We start from the raw sequence: 23,658 nt of genomic DNA on the forward strand, positions 1-23,658 counted from the left end.
CCCTGTGGTTTTGTTCGCAATTAATTAGGGAAAAGGTTCACGACTAAAATGGGCAAAAGCTACTCTAACTTTTATCTTTTCTTGACTAACTTTAGAGAATGAAATATCCCTGCTCTTTTAAGAAGGCTAAAAAACATTTGCTGTACACCTACCTATTTAAGGTTATAACTTTAGTCAGACAGAAGTACTTATAACTAATATAGTTGTTTTAATTAAGATTGAGACAAAAATTAAGTAGAATAATTTTAAGTCAATTATAAAATATTTCTAACCATGCTTTACAGTTTAGACTTCAGACAAAAAGTAATAAATTTTGTAGAAAATGGTGGTATGCTTACCAAAGTTACTCATGTATTTGGTATAGCAAGAGCTTCGATATATAGATGGTTATCTCGCCCAAAATTGGAAGCAACTAAGGTAAAATGTCGTCTAATAAAATTAGATTGGAAAGAATTATAAAAAGATGTCAAACTAAATTCAGAGTGTAAATTGGCCGACAGAGCTAAAAAAATTGGAGTTAATCCTACAGCTATATTTTATACTTTGAAAAGAATGAATTTTCCTTGAAAAAAAACTTCGTTATAGGTAAAGAAATAGAGAAGAAAGAATAAAATATTATCAGAAACTACGAATTTTTTTTGATGAAATTTGGAAGTAAAAACCTTGTATTTATTTATAAATCATGATTTGAAGATAATCAAGACTGTATTTATACCTGGTCAAAAAAAGGGAAAAAAGTTTATGTTGAGCAAGAGAGAAAACGAGGTAAAAGAGAAAATTGAGTAGCTGGGAGAAGAAAAAAGGAAAAAGATTTAATAGCACCAATTATATTGAAAGGAACCCTAAATGCCGTGGTATTTTAACAATGGCTAGAGCAACATTTATTACCATCGTTAAAAATTCCCAGTATACTGCTGCACGGAGAATTAACCAATTCATAGAAAAAAGGTTATTAGAGAATTAGTAGAAGCAGGGGATTATCAATTACTATTTTTGCCAAAATACTATCCTGATTTAAATGACTAAGAACATGATTTTAGTGCATTAAAAAGACTTAGAATTTATTCACCTATCAATACATCATTTTTTTATATTTATCGCTGCGTTTACATAAATTTATATTACTATACCGCAGTGTGGAAAATTTGGGAGTTCTTTTGGATAATTCTTTGGGGACTTTTTCACCATAATTTGAGAATCAAAAAAATCCAAAATAATATTCTTAATCAATGGAACTCAATGGGACATTGATTGACCGTCGATTTAGCTCACTCAAAGTCAATTAAACTATAGGTTAATAAGGTAAAAGTCTTTAACCTTAAAATCCCTACAATTTTTCTGGAGCTATCTAAATTTTTTTGGTAACTGATAATTTAGATGAAGAAAAAGAATTTGTCGACCCCTAGACATTTGCTGACTTTCCAGTACAATCAAGAGCAAAAATGAAAATCAATAACTTATGCCATTGAGGGAGGATAGAGCCATCAACCAACAATTACATTCAATAGCAGACACCGATAAGCTAAAGTCATCTCCTGTGAATCAGTCAATACTGAAAATTTGGGGTCCTTCTCGTTTAAAAGGAAATATTAGTATTAGTGGTGCTAAAAATTCAGCGCTCCCTGCAATGGCAGCAACACTACTTTCTTCAGGTGTTTGTCGTTTGCGTCAAGTTCCATGTCTAGCAGATATTAACATAATGGGACAAGTTTTATCTGCATTAGGAGCAAGAATAAAACATAATACTAATACTTTTACTTTAGATATAGATGCAAGTATTATTAATCATCATGAAGCTCCTTATGAGTTAGTTAGACAGTTGCGTGCTAGCTTTTTTGCCATAGGTCCTATTTTGGCTAGACTAGGGGTGGCTCGCGTACCACTACCTGGTGGATGTGCTATTGGTGCAAGACCTGTTGACCTTCATGTTAGAGGTTTACAAGCTCTAGGAGCAGAAGTTCATATTGAACATGGTATGGTTAATGCTAATATCAGTGGTAGTAAAAAGAGGTTACAAGGGGCAAAAATTTATCTTGACTATCCCAGTGTTGGAGCCACTGAAACTTTAATGATGGCAGCTACCTTGGCTGAAGGAGAAACTATCATTGAAAATGCAGCTAAGGAACCAGAAGTAGAAGACTTGGCTAATCTATGTATAGCTATGGGGGCTAATATTTTCGGTGCAGGTACAAAAAGGATAGTAATATCTGGAGTACCAAAACTACACTCAGTAGATTATACTATTATTCCTGATAGGATAGAAGCTGGTACATTCTTAATAGCTGGCGCGATAACTAATTCAGATATAAGTATTTCACCAGTAGTGCCTAAACATTTGAGTGCAGTTATTTCTAAACTTCAGTCGGTAGGTGTAAAAGTTATACAGGAAACATCTGATAGTTTACGTCTTTTACCTAGTGAAATATTGAAATCTACTAATATTAAAACTCAACCATATCCTGGTTTTCCTACAGATATGCAGGCTCCATTTATGGCTTTGCTTAGTGTCTGTTCTGGCACTAGTGATGTTACAGAAACAGTATTTGAGAATCGTATGCGCCATGTTTCAGAATTAAATAGAATGGGTGCTAATATTAGGGTTAAAGGAAATCATGCTATTGTTAAAGGTGTACCTAAGTTATCTGCTGCTCCAATTATTGGTACTGACCTTAGAGCTTCTGCTGCCTTGATATTAGCAGCGCTAGCAGCAGAAGGGGAAACAACTTTTCAGGGTCTACAACACCTTGATCGAGGCTACGAACAACTAGAAATTAAATTGCAAAAGTTAGGAGCAAAATTCGAAAGAGTGGACTTAGTTGAAGAAAATGAGATTTTCCAAGCTTCTATCTAATAAAAATCTGATTACACTCTAGTAAAAGTAGAAGCTATCAGAGATTTTGTTTGTTTATTGGAGAACAGATGTATTCAAAACAATAACTAAAAAGTTGTCTTTTTATGAGTGAGGCTCTAAACCAAATTTTTCGGTAAATGGTTTGAATATATACACTTCCTACGGCCCGTGAGGTAAATATCTAGCGGGCAATATGCTTATACTACAAAAATTTTATCTTTAACGCCTTGTAGATCATTTGGATAATCTGATCCTGTCTTTTCAAAGGTCATAAAAGATGTTAATAGACCTCTGAGAAAAGTCTGAATTTGAAGTATCTTATGGTTGACAAATCAGATATTGTCCTACTTTAAAGAGCTATTTGTAGCTAAATAATAATCAGTACTTATAGAATTTCAAAGAGCTAATGGAGTAGGGTTTGTTTCTTTCACGATTACCAACCAACAGTGATTTTATTATTTTTTGCTGATTTAGTTCTGGGCATAGCTTTTGTAAGTACTTTATGCTTCGATTATATCTTTTCTATACGTTTGCAAGGAGGTAAACTTTTATATAATACAGCAGTTTCTGAAGCTATGAGTTGCACTTATAGTTAAGAATTTGATGATATAAATATGAATTCATATCCAAAAGAACTTATCAGAAAAAATAGTTGCGACACATCTGAAACAGAAAATATTAATTCCCATTTGTAGCCATCATATTTTCTGTTATTAAAGGTTTAGTCCAGAAACTAATAAAATAACACAAAACAGATGTAAATTTAGAACTATTAAAATGTGGTTAATCAAGGTTTAGTCATCTGATATGCTACAGATTTAGATTTCCAACAACTTGTGTCAGAAAATCCAGATGCAACTATCGCAGAATTATATGAAGTATTTTAACCTTTTAATAAGAAATTGGTTAAGTTGTACTGGTATATTTCGAGCTTGACAAAAATTATGATTAAGTCGTAAAAAAAATGCAGCGTAGTAGTTCTAGTCGGAACAGAAAGAGTACAAAAATTAAGAGAAGAATATAAAGAAATTAGTGAAAAATATACACCCAGAAAATTTAGTATTTATAGATGGAATAGGTGTAATATTAGGTTCAACCAAAACTCATCCATGCTTACTCGCTTTGGGGATAATGGGTTAATTAAATGAAGTCATTTTATCTCCCTCAGAAAGTTACAGTAATTAGTGCAATAAGTATTAAATAAGTAGTAGGGTTAATGACAATAAATAATTCAATGGCAAGTATTGCATTTAAAGTATTTATTGAACGTTTTTGACTACCATATTTATAGTTAGGAGCGGTATTTTTGATGGATAATTTACCTGCACATAAACTAGCATTAATTGAACATAGAATAAAATCTGTAGGAGGGAAAATTATAAATTTATCCCCATATTTCTCAAACTTTAATTTTTAAGAAGTTATGATGGTCACAATTGAAATATTTTGTACGAATTTTTTCTCCAACAGTACACAAAAATGGTTGATATAGTCACCTGGGGTAGTACTTTAGTTAATATAATTCTCAACATTTAAAAAACTGCTTTACTAAGTGCTGTTATTGTACCTCATCGGCAACGGAAAGTGCTGTAAATTCTTTTCTTTAAGGGTGGGTTTTAGGGGTCTTGTCTGTGGTAAAAATACTAGAATTATAGTCAAAAGTAAAGGAAATTAGGCTATTTTACACAATAATTTAGATAGTAATTAGACAATAATTTTAGCCAAGGATAACTATTTATCATAAGTTTCTACCCTTTATTTCCTCTGTCTATACCGTGACATTTTTAGCACTAGCTAAATATAAATTTTCCTCTTTAGTTATTAATCTTAATTAAGCTTTTTGTTGGTGATACTTATGCTATTTTTATGCTAGTTTTTTGTTGTTTAAGTACCGCCATTCTGTGCTGTAATTATCTATTTCTACTTCTATTACTACACCTCTATATTAAGCCTATTATCTGTTAATAAGTCACTCATTAAAACATGAAAATAAATCATGTCGTCTGTGTGTACGTTAAAGCAGTCCTCTTTAGCTAGCATATCCAGTTCGGTTTTTTTTTAAGGTTATATTCCTAAATATTTTAATCTGGTTTCTTACTTTATTTATCAAGGTTCTTTGTATGTTATTATTATCAATTTGAGTATTATCACTTAAGATAAGTTTTAAGCTCAGAAATGGTATTGAAGCGATTCATTCTAACTCCTGACTATTGTAATTTGCAAATCTGAAAGTCCCCGAAATGTCTCCTAAAAAATCCCCTAGCTATTTGTAGAAAAAATTTGTAGCAAAAATTTATAAAATTAGTTTTATTTATGTAAAATTGATATTTTGGTATTACATTTTGGTATTAGTTATAAGCATAAAAAAGAAAGTAGGAAGATTCCATGGAATCTTCTTACAGAGGTTTGATAAAAGCTTGATTTACTCTTTTTTACATTAATACAGTTTGTTCAGTATTATCAGTCTCAGTTTTATTGACTTGAAATCTATCAGTATCATTTAATTCTATTTCTACCCTTCGCAACTGTGGAGTACGATAAGCAACTAATACCGCTCCAATATTCAATAAACCCATCAATACAAATAATAAAGCTATTCCTCTACCATCTCCAACCCCAATAATTCTTCCTACACTACTTGCCAAAATTCCATTTTCACTCATCAAAGGTTTAAACATAAACTCTACTAAAGGTGCCGCGCTTAGATGAGTAATTACTAACAAAAACTTTTCCATCATATTCTGCAAAGAAAAAACTCGCCCTTGTAAATATTGAGGTACTTTCTGTTGCCAAATAGTATGATTTAAACTAACAACAATTGCTCTAGAACATAAATAGCCAAATCCTCCAATAGCAGCCAAAATTACAGCGGGTTTTAATCCTCCTAAACATAGACATAGTCCTTGGATAAATACAAAAACTAAAATACCTTCTATCCTACGTTTAGAACATCCCCATAAACTTACTATAACACTTCCTAATAACATTCCAATGCCACTAACAGACATTACTATTCCTAGTTCTTTTTCCGAAGCAAAGCTTAATACCATTGGCAAGAATAAAACTTGCAATATTCCCGCACTTAGATAAATAACTCCAAAGAAAATAGTCAATTGGCGTAAACCAGTACGGACGACTACATAATTCCATCCTGAAATAACTTCCTGCCATAACTTTTCAATACTTACTTTTCGTCTAATCTTTTGCTGCTGACTTATGGGGAATTTGACACTTAACAGAGTAAAAAATGCCAGTAGATAGGTACTAAAATCGATTAATAATATGCCGTGAAGATGAATTTTGATGATCAACACACCAGCTATACTTGGGCCAAGAATTCTTGCTGTTGCTATTGCACCTTGTACCATGCCATTTGCCCGACTCAAATGTTTTGGAGGTACAAGTTGGGGGATTACAGATATATAAGCTGGCCATTGAAAAGCGTTACAGACAGAACTAATACCCACTGCTATATAGATATGCCAAACTTGTAGTTGTTGGGAGAATACTAAGAACATTATTGCTAATGCTGTTACTCCAGTGATTGAGTCGCTGACAATCATTGCTTGACGACGACTCCAGCGGTCTACCATTGCACCAGCAAATGGTGAAATAAAGATACTAGGTAGATGAATGAATAAAGACAACAGAGCATAGTGGGTAATTGAACCTGTTGTTTGATATACCCATACTGCTAGAGCAAATTCACTCAGACTAGAACCTAATAGAGAAAAAACTTGACCCAACCATATAAATACGAATGTTTGCATAACTTTAAGTTCTTAGATGAATCATATATAGAGTCGAATGGCATTTGTTGAGTTTGCTCGATAATACTTAATTATAGTTTGATTATGGTGATTTTAAAACACTCAATATTTATTAACCTAGGTATTTAAGCCCTAATATTTTTTTGTCTCTTGAACTTATTGATAAATGCTCAGGCTATTAGCTATTAAATTAATTTCATTTTTGTCAGATAGTTTGTCAGATATAACTAATATTATTATAGTTATTTAATAAATTTACTCTGTTAAATTAGTCACTTAAAAGTTATAAGGCTGAAAAACTAAAAAGTACTTTTATTTACTCTAACTGTATCTTCATAGAAATAAAGCAAAGATTAAATTATCTTAATATTTTTATAATTTATTTTTATCGAAAATTTTCTCTAATACTATTCCTGAAAGGAACCCAAGAAGTATTGTTGCAAATGAGACAAAAAAAATATATAAAATCAAGTAAGGTTTTGAATCTATAATTGATAGAAAAATAATCTGAATGTTGTTATTATTTAGATAGCTATAATTTTTTTTGACATTTTCTTGAGCACTTAAAATAGAAGTAATCGTATATTTTTAGCTAAAATTGTCAAGCACTTTTTTGATATAATTAAGTAAACTTTTTTCCAACTTTCGAGTATCATCAAATTTAATTCATTCATACTTAATAAATTTCCAGTAGTTTCTACTTCATATTTTCCTTCCTATCAGAAAGAAAAAGGAAGATTAAGATGATAAATTTATTTACTAGTATATTAAGAGAGTATCAAAGATAGCTATTCTTCTACTAGTATTGAATCTTCTATACTATATTTTATAGCAATTCCCAAAAATAATCTTATACTTACTTAAAACTTCAAAAGATTAATAAAGAAGTAAGACCAATATTTTTAACACTTTTTTTTTACAACGCGCAAAGATATCTTAATACCTAGGAACTCTAGATGCTATATCCATTATATGGAAACTCCCAAGCATCTCTTAATAAGATTTAGGAATACTTTTAATTTTGGTATTTATTTATTAGTTAGGAATCAAGATTTTTAGCATAATTAAACCTTAAATATTTTTTTGATAAATAGTTTCTTAAATTACAGATAAATCTTTATATTACTAGCAGAACGAATCCAATAAACCAAACCCTAGCTTATTATTTGTCACATCCAGATGGATAACCCTTAGTCTTATTTAGCCGTCAGGTCTTAACTGATAAGTTTATGCAAGTAAATACCAAGTTTACCTGATAATTACATGACAAACACTCCTAATATTCCTAACATTTTAGTACGGTGCGGTTCAAAGGCAATGGGAAGCAAAGTTTGCTGTACAAACATAACTTTTTCATTCTCTTTGGAGACTAATTACTTCTTTCAATAGAATGAGTTAATAACTGATAACTGATAACTGATAACTGATAGTTAATAGCCGAAAGCTGAATGCTTATGATTGGAGTATAATTTGCTCTTGCCAAATTTTAACTAAGTTAGCTACTGCATTATCCCAACTATATTTTGAAATAGTTTCCCTGCCATTAATACCCATTTCTTTCCGTAAATTACTATCTTCAATTAAGAGCTTCAATTTATCACAAAAACTTTCCTGATTTCCTGGTGTAAATAATAAGCCATTTCTACCATTTTGAATATTTTCTGTAACTCCTCCTGCTTCAGGAGCAACTACTGGAATACCTGCTGCAAATGCTTCTAATACAGTTAAACCTCTAGTTTCTTTTTCTGAAGCTGTGACATGAAAATTACTATTTTTTAAAATATTAGGTATATGTTTGGGAGATATTCTACCTAATAAATAAACATGATTTGTTACTTGAGATAACCTGTTTGATATTTCCTCACGCATCGGACCATCCCCAACAATTATTATGGCAACATTTTCTATATTTACTAATTGTTGAAGTTTTACAAAAGCACCTAAGGTAAATTTCCAGCCCTTATCTTCGGTTAATCTACCTAAAAATACTATTTTTACTTTGTTGTTTAAGTTAGGAATTTGATAATTTAGTTCCCAAAAATTGGTTGTTATTGTAGCTGAATTAAATTTTTCTATATCAAAACCATGAAAGTTGATATACATAGCATTTTTGATACCCATGCCAATAATTTTTTGATGGGTTATAGTACTAGAAACTAAAGTCAAATCGTATTTGTTGTAAATTGAAACAAAACTTTTTTCAAAGATTAACTGTAACATTAGGTTAATGCCTTTTGGTAAAGGCAAAAAATCTTCAAAATATTCTAAAAAGTTAGTTCTGAAAGTACAAATACAGGGAATATTGTTTTCTCTAGCAAATTTGATTCCAGCTAAACGAAAAAAAGCAAAAAATAATCTTTCTGGTTCATCTACATGAATAATATCTGGTTGAAACTTTTCTAGCTCTCGAACAACTATTTTATAAGTATTAAATCCCACATTCCTTTCAAAATCTAGAAATGGTGTACTAGGTAAGTTAATGACTTGAATTCCTGGGAAAATATTACCAGTATAATCCTTCCAATTGGGATATAAGTGAGCAAGGGGACTATAGTCTGGGCAAAATAATAAAACTTGATGTCCGAATTGACTAAGTTTTTGAACTCGGTAATAACCACTGACGGTTACTCCATCTAATACAGGTAAAAATCCAGAGGCAATAATAGCAATTTTCATAAACATAAATAAAGGAAAAATAAATAAAAAAGAAGGCAATAAATCTAAGGTTTCAGTTAATTTAAGTCATTATTAATAAGCCTAATTATGAGTGCTAATTTTTCTAAAAATAAAAACTTAACTTATTTTGTAGGATTTTTATTAATATATATAGAAAATAGTATACTACAATTAGAAAGAATAACAAGCTTTTAACTATAAATTTTTACCTTATAATGATTAGTTAAGGAGGTAATAAAAAAGTCTTTTTGCATTCATTTTTTTTTAATTTATAATTGCGCTTCATAAACTTACAAAATAAAGGTTTAAAATTTGGGAATAAAACGATTTATATGATTAATATTCTGTTAAAATAACTCGTAATCAGTAATAATATTTTAATAATATTTTCTGTAGTTTGAGACTGTAATTGTGATTGTGATGAAAAGAGGCGATCGCTTATTTTAGTTCTTGATATATTTATTATAAACTAACTTAAGTTTTTTGAATTTTCACAATTTATAATAATTTTTATATTTGTTGAATGGGAAGTTGATCAACTATTTTTTGAGCTTTTTCTAGTATCGCTATAATATACAATTGAGTTTAACTACTATTCTTTTATATAAATGATAATTTAGTTTCAAAAAAATGTGGCGATCGCTTTATTGCATCTGATTTAATTTAACTTGAAAAATTGCCTCAGTTTCTTTTCTCTCTATAGCAATCTAAATCATTTATGAAAATTACTAGTATTGTGAAAAATAGCTATAAACACTCTTACTTTTGGTTTCTCTCTTCAGGATAAGTACCTTATAGTCACCCATCTTTTTCAGAAATCAGATAGAATTACTATATAAATTTATGATAGTAGAAGATAATTAATATTTTCCGTATTCTGAATCATTAATAGTTCTAATTCGTGAAACTTTTATGAATTCGTAGGGATTTTATGAAATATATTTGTAAAAGTGATTTGTTCATCTTCTCAAATCTTAATTTCCATTGTCCTTGATTATAATTTATAAAACATCATTTATTGCTGGTAAATATAAATTATAGCAATGGAATAAAAGATTAAAAATCTGAATTATTTCGGTTTTTTTAGAGATTAATCTTGATATATTCAGCCATACTTATATGGCTATATTACTAATATTTTTCATAACAAAAGAAATTGATTTGCTGATAAATATTTAATAGTAAATTTAATAGTAAATTATAAATAATAATAGCAGTTTATTTGTATTTATAAATCAGAAAAATTAACTCTATATCAAAACTTGAAAGCAGTTTGTCTGTCTTTATAAATTAGCAAAAATAAACTATTTATCAAGGCTTTAAAATTGACTCAAATTTTGTTGTATTAAATTTTTATATTACTTTTAAATTTTTACTTTTTACTTTTTACTTCCATGAAACAGTTTCTCGCTTTCGAGTCATTCCTATAATTCCTTCAACTGTAAAATATGAAATATTTTCAATAGTAAAAAGTATGTGATTTCCGGCAAATACCAGTGGTAAACTTAGAAATATTATCTTGCTGTAAAAGTACTTTGAGTTCATAGACTGAGAAAAAATTAACTTGGCTTTCCTGACGCTTTACCCTGGGTAACGGCTTACTTACCATATAACTTGGTAGCCACGATGATTTTGAAGTTGAATAATTTTTCATTACATTGGCAATTATTGACCCAGTAAGTGGCTTAGGATAGGGGCCATTTTACCAGAATGACTTTACTATTAAACAACAGAAAGCGCTGTAAATCTTTTGTTTTTAAAGATGGGGTAATATTTTGACTTGGTTGGGAAAATAAAGGTTCAGAAAAAAGGCCCTTTTTTTGACCAATACCAATCTTTGGTTCTTCTCTTGAGGAAATTTGTTGTCCACCCATATTGGCCCTAATTTCATGCCCATACCCTATTATCTGAAACCCTTATAAAAACACAGTGGATTTTCTAATACAATGCTCCAATAACTAACCTGCTGAAAAAATTCTCAAATGGCTAAATACTCAACAATACTAGATATCCTAAACCATCGCTCCCAAAATCTTCCCGACCAAATAGCTTATACTTTCTTGCCCGATGGAGAAACTGAGTCTGGTCACTTAACCTATCAACAACTAAATGTCCAAGTACGAGCGATCGCTGCCCACCTCCAATCATTCATTACCCTACAAGACCGAATATTAGTCATTTATCCCTATACCGCTGGGCTAGAATTTATCGCCAGCTTCTTTGCTTGTATCTGTGCAGGAGCCATCGCCGTCACCAGTAACCCTCCCCTCAACAACGAAGCTATAGCCAAACTCCAAGAAAGAGTCGACTCCTGCCAACCAAAAGCCATCCTCACCACAGAATCTTTTTTACAGCAAATTAAAAAAAAATTAGCGAAAAATCTAGACTTAGCTCCCAAACTCAACCAGTTACCCTGGATCGCTACAGATAAAATATCATCCTCTGAAGCTCCAAAATGGAAAGAACCAAAAATAGAACCAGACACCCTCGCCTTTTTCCAATATACCTCCGGTTCCACAGGCAAACCAAAAGGAGTAATGGTAACTCACAGCAATATCTTACATAATTCAGAAATTATTTATCAGTCCTTTGAACATTCAGCAGAAAGTCAAGGGGTAATTTGGTTACCCATGTTCCACGACATGGGACTAATAGGCGGAGTAATACAACCTCTATATGGAGGTTTTCCAGTCACTCTCATGTCACCCGTAGCTTTAATTCAAAAACCCATACGTTGGTTAAAAGCAATTTGTAAATACAAAGCAACAACTAGTGGGGGACCCAACTTTGCTTATGACTTAGTTTCTCGTCAAGTCACCCCAGAACAACTACAAAATTTAGACTTAAGTAGTTGGAGTGTCGCATTTTCTGGAGCTGAACCTGTACGAGCTGCAACTTTAGAAAGATTTGCCCATACTTTTGCACCTTGTGGGTTTCAGCGGGAAGCTTTTTATCCTTGTTATGGAATGGCAGAAACCACTCTATTTATTAGTGGTGGAACAAAAACAAAAGCTCCAGTTATTCAATATGTAGATGCTGAAGCTTTGGCAGAAAATCGAGTTGTAGTTGGTCGTGAAAACAGCAAGCCAGTGGTTAGTTGTGGTTGGGGTTGGTTGGGTGATGAAATTGCCATAGTTGATCCAAAATCTTTAGCTAGACGTTCACAGGGGGAAGTAGGAGAAATTTGGGTATCAGGTGCTGGTGTAAGTAAGGGTTATTGGCAGCAACCAGAAGAAACAGAACAAACTTTTAATGGTTTTTTGGCAGATAAAGGACCTTTTTTACGGACAGGAGATTTAGGATTTTTACAGGATGGGGAATTATTTATTACTGGTCGAATTAAAGATGTAATGATCTTGTGGGGTAGGTATCGTTATCCTCAAGATATTGAATTAACTGTGGAAAAATGTCATCCAGCTTTGCGGTCTGGTTGTGGAGCAGCTTTTTCTATAGAGGCAGAAGATGATGAGCGGTTAATAATTATTCAGGAGGTAGAGCGTAGTTATTTACGAAATTTGAATTTTGAGGAAGTAGTGGGAGCTATTCGCCAGGCAGTTGCTGAGGAACATACGGTGGAAGTTTATACTATTAGTTTGTTGAAGACTGGTAGTATTGCCAAAACTACCAGTGGTAAGATTCAACGTCGGTTATGTCGCAGTCAATTTTTGGAGGGTACTCTAAATTCGGTTGGTAACTGGCAACTTCAAGCTGAAAAGGGTAGTGTATCTGAATTAGCCAATAATTCTAATTATATAGATAGTGAAAATTCTTAAGGGACAATTTTATTTGAACAGATGGAATTTCTGAGCAACTATTTATTTAATATAGCACTACAAAAAAGTTGGAGTTGTAATACTATTTATCGTAAATAATGCTACTCATTGAAGGTAGTTAACTAGGGCTGGAAAAACCACAGAAGTTAGTTAATAATAAAATTACATCAATAAATAGTATTTAGAAATAGAAAATCCAGGTAAAGTACAGTTTTTGATAATTTCTATAATTCCATGCCAATAAAAACATTTCAATTCACAAATAAAACAATTTTTTTATCACATTAACTACAAACAAAAATAGCTTTCAGATTACTCTATCAATAAAATCTTTGTTTAGCTCATATCATAAGAGTCAAGAAAACTTTTGAAACCCACATTTCCCAGACGTAACTCAGATTATAGATATTTTGAAAAAATTCTAGCCATAAAATTTTTCTTTACCTAATTTTCCTAGTTATTGTTAACTGTTTATGTCAAAAAATCGGGAGTATTTAAGGTTTACTGAAAAAGTCTTGGTGAGGGTTCTTCTACGGCAGTACGGAGACGCCGAAGCACAGATAAATGGACTGTTCACTAGGTCCGGTATAGTCAGAATTTCCCCCTAATTTTTGGGGCTAGATATGCCATAAATCCTATCCATACATTAAACTTAAGCCATCAAAATTATGGTACTTTTTGAAACTTTTTAGTTTAGCTAAAGTATAATTTCTGTCAATGCTTTGAGAATTAATCAGTAAAATCTATTAGTAACTTAATTGAATGAGTTTTCACAGATAAATTTTCTCGGGATATAAAGGTAGCTATTTCAGTTACAATTAACATCAGAACAGGAGCGAAAAATATTTTCATATCCTCCGAAATTTCTATTTAAAAATATTCTTGATTGCTTTTAACTTTTTTTCATTTCAAATAAACCCAATCAAATTATTAGATAATATTAACTACAACTATTTCATTTATATTTGACTATTTTTTAACGTTACTCTGTTAAATTGCAGCCAAGTTGTTGCCAATTTATGTTTACTAATTTTACAGATTGAAACATCAGAAATACCTAACTCATTGTCAGTTTATTTGTGATTTTCTTGACTTGATTTCTCCCAGGTAAGCTAATTCTTTTCTTAACTTTTCTGTGACAAAATTTTGGAGTTAACAACACTTTCGTCACAGTTGCTACTCAATCCTCGAGTATAGAACAATTATTTTGGCTAATTTCAAGAATTATTATATAAACTTTACAAAACAATATAATAATTTTTTTTAATATTAATAATTGATATTTGTCTTATTATAAGTGTATAATTATAAGGGCTACGTTATTTGTATATGCTTGATGTATAGCTCAACCAGTAAAAAAAATAGAGTCTGTCAAGCTAAAATAATATAAGTTAACATAGCATCCAATAATAGTTTGATTTACAACATTAACTATGAAAATTCAAGTAGGAGATCAAGCACCGGAATTTACCTTACCATCCCAAGAAGGAACCGAAGTTTCTCTATCTGACTTCCGCGGTAAGAAAAATGTTGTTCTTTACTTTTATCCCAAAGACGATACACCTGGGTGTAAGATACAAGCTTGTACATTTCGAGATCAATATACCATATTTAAAAATGTTGATGCTGAAATAATTGGCATTAGTGGAGACTCCAAACAATCTCACAAACAATTTTCTACTAAATATAGTTTACCCTTTACTCTTTTATGTGATACAGACAACAAAGTGAGACAATTGTATGATGTACCTCCTACCCTCTGGATCCTTCCAGGTAGAGCTACTTACGTTATAGATAAAGAAGGAATTATCCGTTATATCTGTGACTCTACGTTTGACTTTGAAGTTCACTCCAAAGAAGCGTTAAAAGCGTTAAGAAAGTTAAGAGTCACTGTATAACATAGCCCAGACGGGAAATCAAATATCAAGGCGCGTGACTGGGACTAATCGCACCTCCAAACTCCTTCTATTATGATGTCCGGACAATTTAATATCAAAAAGTTTTTGTTTGTAGTAGAACTTGAGGAGATGAAATATCTATACTGACTCCTCAAAACCTACTACAAACTTTAATTAGAACTATTAACTGGACATGATATTAAGATAATTCTAGATATGAGTAGATTTAAGGCCTGCTGCCTCACCAATACTATCGGATACTTTTCCATTATTACCATTATCATTACCATTAGGTCGTGGTTGAATTAAACCATAACCACCATGATGGTAACGTTTGTAAATAACATTAATTTCACCTGTTACTCCATTGGAAAACATATAGAAATCATGGTCAATAAGTTGTAGCTGCTCCAAGGCTTCCTCTACTGTCATACTGGGCATAGGAAAATATTTAGTCCGTACTACTTCACTGGGTAGCTCTGCTTGGCGATCGCCAATTAAATTCTCCACAACTGGCTGTGATTCAATCAAATCAACAGTTTTAGTTTTATTAACCTTAGATTGACGCTTTTCTTTGTACTTTCTGAGTTGGCGTGCAATTTTATCTGCTACCAAGTCAATGCTAGCATACAAATTTTCGCTACTTTCCTGGGCACGAATGACTGTACCGTTAGCGTAGATAGTTACTTCTGCTGTCTGCTTAGGATTTATGCGCGGATTTCGAGCGACTGACAGATGTACATCTACTTCGGTGGTTAGTTGTTGAAAATGATTAACTGCTTTTTCAATTTTTTGATTAACATATTCGTGAATGGAATCGGTTATTTCTATATTTTTACCCTGGATAACAAGCTTCATAAGCTCCCTCCGCTAATATTCTGGGCTTACTATTATTATATAAGGATAGCACTTTGTATGATCCCCAGCATCCTATCTTTAGAATCCTTTGCATCCCTTGACAATTCTTGATTTTTTTTGTCCTAGTTTTACCAAAAAATTGAGTTTAAAGCTAGACCCACCCATCAGACGACTTTTTGGTTTTTTTAGATATATACGTTATTATTGTATTAATTAATTGTAGGCAGGTAGTTACCAGACAAAAAAGGGACGCATCACGCAATATCTTTGACTAGGGTCAAGCTAGCAGCAGCCTGTTAAACGTCAAGCAACTGAGGAACTATAGCTCAGTTTTTTATCCTTGCTTTTATGTCGGAAAGGATATTAAGAATATAAGTTTTCTCAAGTTACTGAGATTAACTTATTTTTATTATTTTTTATTTTCCGTTTACCGAAAAATTGATTAAATTGAAAACCTCCTCAAGAAGTGAGGGTTCGCCAAGGTGGCAGCAGCCTTAGATACGTCAAGCTTTATCCTATCTAAGGCTCGTTATGAATACTCGTGCCTAACAGCGGGGAAGGATGTTAACAAATTATCGAAAAATTGGGTTAAAAAGCCTAGTCTATAAGCGACTTTTTAGTTTTTTTTGAATACATAAGTTGTGATTTAATTAATTAATCGCGACTGGGCAGTCCGAGACAAAAAACGGACACGTAAGGCTTAAGTAAGCTATCCTAACCCACCCCCCAAAAGGGGGTAAGTTCATTAGTCTGTGAAGTGCACAGCGGGTATGTCGTGAAAAACCTCAACCTGCCCTTGAACAACCCAAGGGAGAGCTACCCGCGCACCTAACAGCCGGGGAGCATTTTAATCTTCTTTAGGGACGTTCCATAAGAGCGCCTCTACCTATTCTCTACTCTAAAATGACTTCTCAAACTTGCCAGTTAATTTGTCCAGGATTAACAAAGTATTCGGTGGCCTGGGAATGGCAGCGATCGCTTGTTCAACAACGTCATAATTGTCCAGAATTGGCTGATGTTCTAATATTATTGGAACATCCACAGGTTTATACTTTAGGACAAGGGGCAAAATTAGATTTTCTTAAATTCGATCCTACTCAAAATAAATACGAACTCCACCGAGTAGAACGAGGAGGAGAAGTAACATACCATTGCCCTGGCCAACTGGTAGGTTATCCAATCCTCAACTTAAAACATTATCAGCAAGACTTACATTGGTATCTACGACAATTAGAAGAAGTATTGATCAAAGTCTTAGATATCTTTGGTCTCAAGGGTGAACGATATCCAGGTTTAACAGGGGTTTGGTTGGAGGGTCGAAAAGTAGGAGCAATTGGGATTAAAGTTAGCCGTTGGATAACCATGCACGGCTTTGCTCTCAATGTCTCTCCTAATTTAGAAGGTTTTCAAAGGATTGTACCTTGTGGTATTTCTGATAAATCTGTAGGTAGTTTGGCTCAGTTTATTCCTAGTATTACTACAGATGAAGTACTTCCTCTAGTAGCTAATGCTTTTGCTAAAGTATTTGGAGTCAAATTAGTCAAAAGTACAAATGCTATATTATTTTGACTAGTTATCAGCTTTTAGCAGCTCTGGGCTCAAGCCCCCTTGTCCCTGGCTTAAAAAATTATCCTACTGATTATTTGACTAAGTGTTGACTACTTCCTTAAAAAGGAATAGGATCAAAATCGTCAGCTGGTAATTCACTCTCTACTAGATCAGTTTTTGATTCTTCATTAACAGTAGAGCTAAGACGAGATTTTAAATCTACAACATTACTATATTGTTCTTCCTGTGATTGCTGTTTAGTGAAATTTCTCTTACTGGATTTATTTGTTGGCATTTGATTTTCATCTTGAGTCATAGCCTCAGAGCTAATAGGATAGATTTTGGAGGCTGTTAATTCAGCTCGTTTTTCTTTAAATCCTTCTGGTCGTTCAATAGTGTTTATACTTAAGCGGCCTTCAACAATAACATAATCTTCTTGGTGATATTTTTCGTTGACTTGTTCAGCTAAGTCTCCCCACGCTACTACTTTTAGTAAAGCAGGTTTATTATTAACTCCTAAATTAGGAAATTCTACTATCATTTCTGCTACTGGCAATTGAGAATCTGCTGTATAGCGCAGTTCTGGATCTTTGGTGATTTGTACCATTAATATACAACTATTCATTTTAATTTTTGACTAAGAATAACTTGCTTTGAACAAAGGAATATGGATGATATTCTTTGATTTTACCAATATTCATCTCAACTTATTTATACAATTATGATATCTGAAATAAAATAATTTGTAATTAATTCTCAAATTAATAAAAATAATCAAATTTATACTAGTTTTTCGATTCTCTTTTCCCTAATCGTAACGATATTTTTATAGATTACTCAAATCTAGTTATAGGTAACTATACAAAATTATTTGCCCAAGAGATGTTTACACAGTTAGAATTTTAGCTTTGCAAGTGTATAATTTATTTTGTTTAAGCACTTAACTCTCCTCAATAATTGGTGATAAATTGATTACTTGCTTATTTTTGTATTTCCTAAAAACTGGACTTATCGCTTTCACAGTATCGGGATCCTTTTCTGTATCAAAACATCCGGTTTTTGATGGTATGTATTGCTTTTCTTGGGAAAGCTTAATACCCTTTAAATCATTAGCTATTTTTGTGTCGTAGCAATGCCGATTAATAGTTGCTTGTTTCTCAAGCTATCGTCCCATCCCTAAGTTTTTAGTATGACTCTCATGAATGTCTGTATTTTTTGCCACTAAGGAGGTATTTATGAGGGTTGATGTTCCCATTTTCTGCTCCACTAAACCTATGAACATAAACTCTCCATAACAATCTTATGTTGGTATTATCCAAATATATTCTAACTTTTTGGAAATAGGCAATAGGTCATTAGCAATAGTTTTAAATTTTATTAGTTTTGTAATTTTTACAACGGTTTTATCGGATTAATATAGATTAAAGCCAGTTTTTTCAATACCTTTAATTATCCTTAAATCTATCAATACTAATTTATACCCTCAAGGGAAATAATTAGGAATAGCTGAATAAATTAGAACCATAATAATATATTATTTTTAGCGGGACTTTAGTGAAAAAATAGTAAAAAAAAGGGTATAATGTATACCTGATATGTATTTTACGTTAATTACTGGCCTGGGAAAAGTTTGATGAAAGAAACAACTTCAGTGGCCATGCCCTCTTGTTTCCATCGATGGTGCGATCGCTTTAACAATGTCTTTAAAACAAAAGCCCAAAAAACAGGGTTTAGGGAATATATAGGAGGATTACTCTTGAGAAAGCGATCGAAAAAACTTGTCTCAAATTGCCAACAACACTGTAGGTCACACGTACCACAAATTACGGCATTTTCTAGTTCGAGCAAATTGGTCTGTAGATGCTGTGAATGAGCGTCGTCTTCAAGTAATGTGGGAACGTCGCCAAACAAAACCTTCTCGATCCTATTGCTTTAATTATAGACGATTCAGGCCACAGAAAAAGTGGTAATTTTACTGCAGGAGTAGGGCGGCAATATATAGGAGAAATAGGAAAAACAGATAATGGTGTAGTCGTGGTGACAACTCATCTTTATGATGGAGTTAAAAGTCTACCTTTAGACATAGCTTTGTATCAGAAAGCTGATTCTTTTCCAAAAGGAAAAAAAGACCCAGAATTTGTCAAGAAACCAGACGAGTGCAATGTCTCTAGTAGATCAATGTTTGTCCAGAGGACACCAACCAGAAATTGTGTTAATTGAAATTTGGCTATGGTAACAATACATCATTCTTAAATCAACTAGAGAAAAGAAGTTTAACTTATATAGGAGGATTAGCTAAAAATCGAAAAGTCATCATTAAAAAACAAGATGACATTAAAGAGGAAATTAGATTAGACAAGCTGGCAGAAAGTATACCTCAGAAAGCTTTCAACTTAGTTCAACTAAGTACAAAAAATGCTAGAGAAGTTTGGGTAGCTACATTAGAAGTAGAAATATCTAGGATGTCAGGTCAAAAAACTATAGCTATCGTTATGAATGCTAAAAGTTTTTCTGAGGCCACTGATATTAACTATTATATCACTAATAGAGAAGACAAATATGTAACTCCTGAGTGGATATATTCTACTTATTCTCAAAGAAATTGGGTGGAAGTTTTCTACAGGGAAGCCAAAGGATGGTTAGGATTAAGAGAATATCAAGTCAGAGATAAAATCAGCCTTAAAAGGCATTTTATTTTAGTATTTTGTGCTTATACATTTATTATCTGGCATCAGTTAACAGGAGGTATAAGAAGGCGTTGGGCTAACAAACCATTAAATACGTTTACTGATACTTTAGAAGCATTTCGTACCGCAATATCTTATCGTTTTGTTGAGTGGTTAGATGAAAACATCGACGTATTTACCGCTCATAAAGAGAGTTTAGGGTTTGTTTGGGCTTGAAATTTGCTAAAGTCCCGTTAGTTGTGGCTTACCTTGATAAAAGTGTAAAAAAATTACGAAGTTAATATTCAAAACTTGAAAGTTACGAAATTAATATTTACTAACAAGTGATTTTTTCCTGACCTGAGTGAGAAAAATCAAGGTAATGTAACTATTAACAATTCCTTATTCCCTACTCCCTAGCCTTACTAAACAGATTAAAAAAAATCTAATTAATAGCTGATAGCTGATTAATGAATACTTATAAGTTATCTAACTGATTTCTGGTCATAAATAGGTTGACAAAATCATGTATCATGTTGCGATAATCTCTTAAGGTTTTATCTACCCAATCTCGATCGTTACTATCTGCATAAATATGTACTAATGGTTTTCCAGCATCAGGTAAAACTAATACCCAATAGTTATCTTGATGATTAATAATCTTTACTCCATCAGTTAATTCTAACTTTTCTGGTGGGTTAGTTTCTACTAAATACCGCATTAATGCTCCCTTTACTTTCCAAGGACAACGTATGGTATAACAGCGATGAGTAATAGGAGGAATATCTGCAGTTATTTGTCCTAGCGATCGCTCTTGAATAGTTAACATTTCTATGACTTTAGCGATGCAAAACATAGCATCAAAACCAGGATGTAACTTTGGGAAAATAAATCCCATATCACCACTTCCTCCTAGCACCACATTATGATTAATTTGGCAAGCTTTCATTAATGCTGTAGGATTAGCTTTTGTCCGAATCACATGACTATCATGACGATGAGCAATTTGTTCTACTGCAGCAGAAGCATTAATTGGTACTACCACTGTACCCCGTGGATGAGCTGTTAACATTAGATTTACCATTAGTGCAGTTAACGTTTCACCACGAATGGCAGAACCAACTTCATCCACTAATATTAATTGTTCTCCATTTGCTGTTACCTGAACTCCAACATTAGCTTGCAAAGCTTCTACAACCCGACCTAATTGATCTAGTAAATTTTCTCTTTCTTCTATCCCTAAAGAAGTTTCTTTTAAACTAGCATTTAGAACTACTGCATCACAACCAAATTTAGTTAATAATTGTGGTAATACTGCTCCCGAAACACCATAACAATAGTCAATTACCACCTTAGATTTACTATACCGAATTGCCTCAGAATTGAGAAGATTTTCAAAGCCTTTACTATAAGCATTTAATACTTCATGACGATCAATCATATTGCCAATTTCTGATATTTGTACTCGGCGGAAATCTTCTTTAAAATATGCTCCTTCAATGTTTTTTTCTTTCACTTTTGAAATATTAATCCCTTGATAATCAAAGATTTCAATTAATATTTGATCTGAGCGATCAGGAGAAAGACGTACATGAAGGCCACCCACTAAATTCATGGTGGGTAAAATTGTTCTGGCAATAGGAATAGCGGTAGATTGTAAATTGATTACATTAATTCCCACCGACATTAAACCAGCAATTAAAGACCGAGAAACCATCCGAGATATATTACGTTGGTCGCGAGAAACTGATACTGTAGAACCATTTTTTAAGGTAGAACCATAAGCAGCTCCTAACTTAACCGCAAAGTCTGGAGTAATATCAATATTTGCTAATCCCTGCACCCCACGTTGTCCAAATAAGTTTCTCTGGGCAGTTGTACCCCAAATTAAGTTAATATTCAGAATGGCTCCTGATTCAACTGTTTTACTAGGCCATACTCTGACATGAGGACTAATTTGGGCTTCTTCTCCCACAGTAGATAAAGAACCAACTACAGCACCTTCCAAGATTTGGGCACGACGATGTATCCTAGAACCTCTACAAATTACACAACCTCGTAAATTGGTATCCTCTCCCACCAGTGTACCATTCCAAACAATAGGACGCTTGACATTAGCATCTGCGCCAATTGTTACATTATCTCCTATGACACTACCTAGTTCAATATGAACTCTCGGACCAATTCTACAGTTATCTCCAATTAAAGTCGGAGTCTCAATTTTAGCTGTTGGGTCAATATAAGTATTTTCTCCTATCCAGAGATTTGGCGATCGCTCTTTATAAGGCAACTCAAGTTTTACTGTGTGTTGAAGTGCATCATATTGAGCTTTCCGATAAGAATCTAAATGTCCAACATCACACCAATAACCCTCAGCAATATAGCCATATATCGGCTCATTTTTATCTAACAATAAAGGAAATAATTCTTTAGAGAAATCACATTCTTGATTACTTGGTAAATAATCTAAAATTTCTGGTTCTAAAATATAAGTTCCTGTATTAACAGTATCCGAAAATACTTCACTTGTAGAAGGTTTTTCTAGAAATCTTTTAATCCTCTGCTCTTCATCTGTAATTACTACTCCAAATTCAATTGGATTATTAACTCGCGTCAATACTAACGTAGCTTTTGACTTATGTTTTTGATGAAATTCTATAGCTGCACTTAAATCAAAGTCTGTAATTGTATCTCCACTAATTACTAAAAATGTTCCATCTAAAAGTTCTGCAATATTTTTTACACAACCAGCAGTTCCTAGAGGTTGTTCTTCTTCCACAGAATATGTCATCTGAACTCCAAATTTACTGCCATCTTGAAAATATTCACGCATTACATCAGGCAGATAATGTAAAGTAGCAATAATCTCCCTAATTTGATGTTTTTTTAATAGATTAATAATATGTTCAGCTATTGGACGATTTAAAATTGGAACCATTGGTTTAGGAAGATCGCAAGTCAGTGGTCTGAGTCGTGTTCCTGAACCTCCAGCCATCAAAACTCCGCGCATAATTTCTCCTTTGTTAATTTTTTTTCTATATTTATAGCAGTCATATTTAGCTTATGAATAAAACACAATTGTATAAGTAATAACGTTTTACGATCCCCTAAGTTAGGAATTCATACATTAATATTTTATAGGCTCAAAACTTTGACGCGCTTCTATATTTCAGGAAATTCTTTCAAATTTCAGGTATATTTAGGTAGTGTATCCTAAGTTAATCAAATTCCTATAATATTCTGTCTTTTTGAATACCTACTGTGGAAAAAATTTAGGCAATAGGGAAAATCAGTTATCAGTTATTAGTACATTCAGCAATAGGAATTTTTCTCATCATAAATTGATTCTTATACTATTAAAATTGGATGATTGAGATATTATTTATTGTTCTTTAAATCCATTATGCACTTTGATATTTAATTTCTTAACCTTAGTTCAATTACTATGCTTTCCCCTAGAAATGCGATAACTGTAAACTTTTAAATATTAGAGCATTTATAATTCATTTATTTTACTTAATTGCCAATCTTTTATATTGTTTTATTTAAACCTTACATCAATATCCAAATCTTAGATTATATTTAACTTTCACAACCTAACAAAAATTCGCAACAACC

General features: G+C 32.4%; 9 protein-coding genes and 2 pseudogenes. 6 read left to right on the forward strand and 5 right to left on the reverse strand.

Going from position 1 to position 23,658, the window contains the following annotated elements; genetic code table 11:
* Positions 1-273 precede the first annotated feature (273 nt).
* Both TERY_RS37070 and murA read left to right on the forward strand, forming a co-directional pair.
* A pseudogene (locus TERY_RS37070) lies at positions 274-1,101 on the forward strand (IS630 transposase-related protein); the annotation flags it as partial.
* A 358-nt stretch (positions 1,102-1,459) separates the two neighbouring features.
* Complete coding sequence (gene murA, locus TERY_RS15230; RefSeq protein ID WP_011612649.1) at positions 1,460-2,851, forward strand: UDP-N-acetylglucosamine 1-carboxyvinyltransferase; 1,392 nt, start codon at positions 1,460-1,462, stop codon at positions 2,849-2,851.
* A 2,432-nt stretch (positions 2,852-5,283) separates the two neighbouring features.
* On the opposite strand, the gene TERY_RS15235 is transcribed toward murA, so the two are convergent.
* Positions 5,284-6,621 (reverse strand): MFS transporter, encoded by a 1,338-nt coding sequence (locus tag TERY_RS15235; RefSeq protein ID WP_011612650.1) that lies wholly within the window; start codon positions 6,619-6,621, stop codon positions 5,284-5,286.
* A gap of 1,452 nt (positions 6,622-8,073) precedes the next feature.
* A complete protein-coding gene (locus TERY_RS15240; RefSeq protein WP_011612651.1) occupies positions 8,074-9,303 on the reverse strand; it encodes a glycosyltransferase in 1,230 nt (409 codons plus the stop codon).
* Between the two features lie 1,976 nt (positions 9,304-11,279).
* On the opposite strand from TERY_RS15240, the gene TERY_RS15250 reads away from it, so the two are divergent.
* Together TERY_RS15250 and TERY_RS15255 are read left to right on the forward strand one after the other, a co-directional pair.
* Positions 11,280-13,070 carry an AMP-binding protein gene (locus TERY_RS15250; RefSeq protein WP_011612652.1) on the forward strand — a complete coding sequence of 597 codons (1,791 nt, stop codon included), beginning with the start codon at positions 11,280-11,282 and terminating at the stop codon, positions 13,068-13,070.
* 1,433 nt (positions 13,071-14,503) lie between these two features.
* On the forward strand, positions 14,504-14,968 hold the full coding sequence (locus TERY_RS15255; protein ID WP_011612653.1) for a redoxin domain-containing protein: 465 nt from the start codon (positions 14,504-14,506) through the stop codon (positions 14,966-14,968).
* A 210-nt stretch (positions 14,969-15,178) separates the two neighbouring features.
* Here TERY_RS15255 and hpf read toward each other — a convergent pair whose 3' ends face one another.
* Positions 15,179-15,826, reverse strand: coding sequence for a ribosome hibernation-promoting factor, HPF/YfiA family (gene hpf, locus TERY_RS15260; RefSeq protein WP_011612654.1), 648 nt, complete (start codon positions 15,824-15,826; stop codon positions 15,179-15,181).
* Positions 15,827-16,729: 903 nt separating this feature from the next.
* Here hpf and lipB point away from each other — a divergent pair.
* Positions 16,730-17,395: a lipoyl(octanoyl) transferase LipB gene (lipB, locus tag TERY_RS15265; RefSeq protein ID WP_011612655.1), complete on the forward strand. Its 666-nt coding sequence runs from the start codon at positions 16,730-16,732 to the stop codon at positions 17,393-17,395.
* 97 nt (positions 17,396-17,492) lie between these two features.
* Here lipB and TERY_RS15270 read toward each other — a convergent pair whose 3' ends face one another.
* A complete protein-coding gene (locus TERY_RS15270; RefSeq protein ID WP_011612656.1) occupies positions 17,493-17,999 on the reverse strand; it encodes a single-stranded DNA-binding protein in 507 nt (168 codons plus the stop codon).
* 1,008 nt (positions 18,000-19,007) lie between these two features.
* Here TERY_RS15270 and TERY_RS15275 point away from each other — a divergent pair.
* Positions 19,008-20,277 (forward strand): annotated as a pseudogene (locus TERY_RS15275) (IS701 family transposase).
* A gap of 241 nt (positions 20,278-20,518) precedes the next feature.
* On the opposite strand, the gene TERY_RS15280 reads toward TERY_RS15275, so the two are convergent.
* Positions 20,519-23,050 carry a sugar phosphate nucleotidyltransferase gene (locus TERY_RS15280; RefSeq protein ID WP_011612657.1) on the reverse strand — a complete coding sequence of 844 codons (2,532 nt, stop codon included), beginning with the start codon at positions 23,048-23,050 and terminating at the stop codon, positions 20,519-20,521.
* Between the last annotated feature and the right edge of the window lie 608 nt (positions 23,051-23,658).

This window comes from Trichodesmium erythraeum IMS101, from assembly GCF_000014265.1.
Classification (GTDB): domain Bacteria; phylum Cyanobacteriota; class Cyanobacteriia; order Cyanobacteriales; family Microcoleaceae; genus Trichodesmium; species Trichodesmium erythraeum.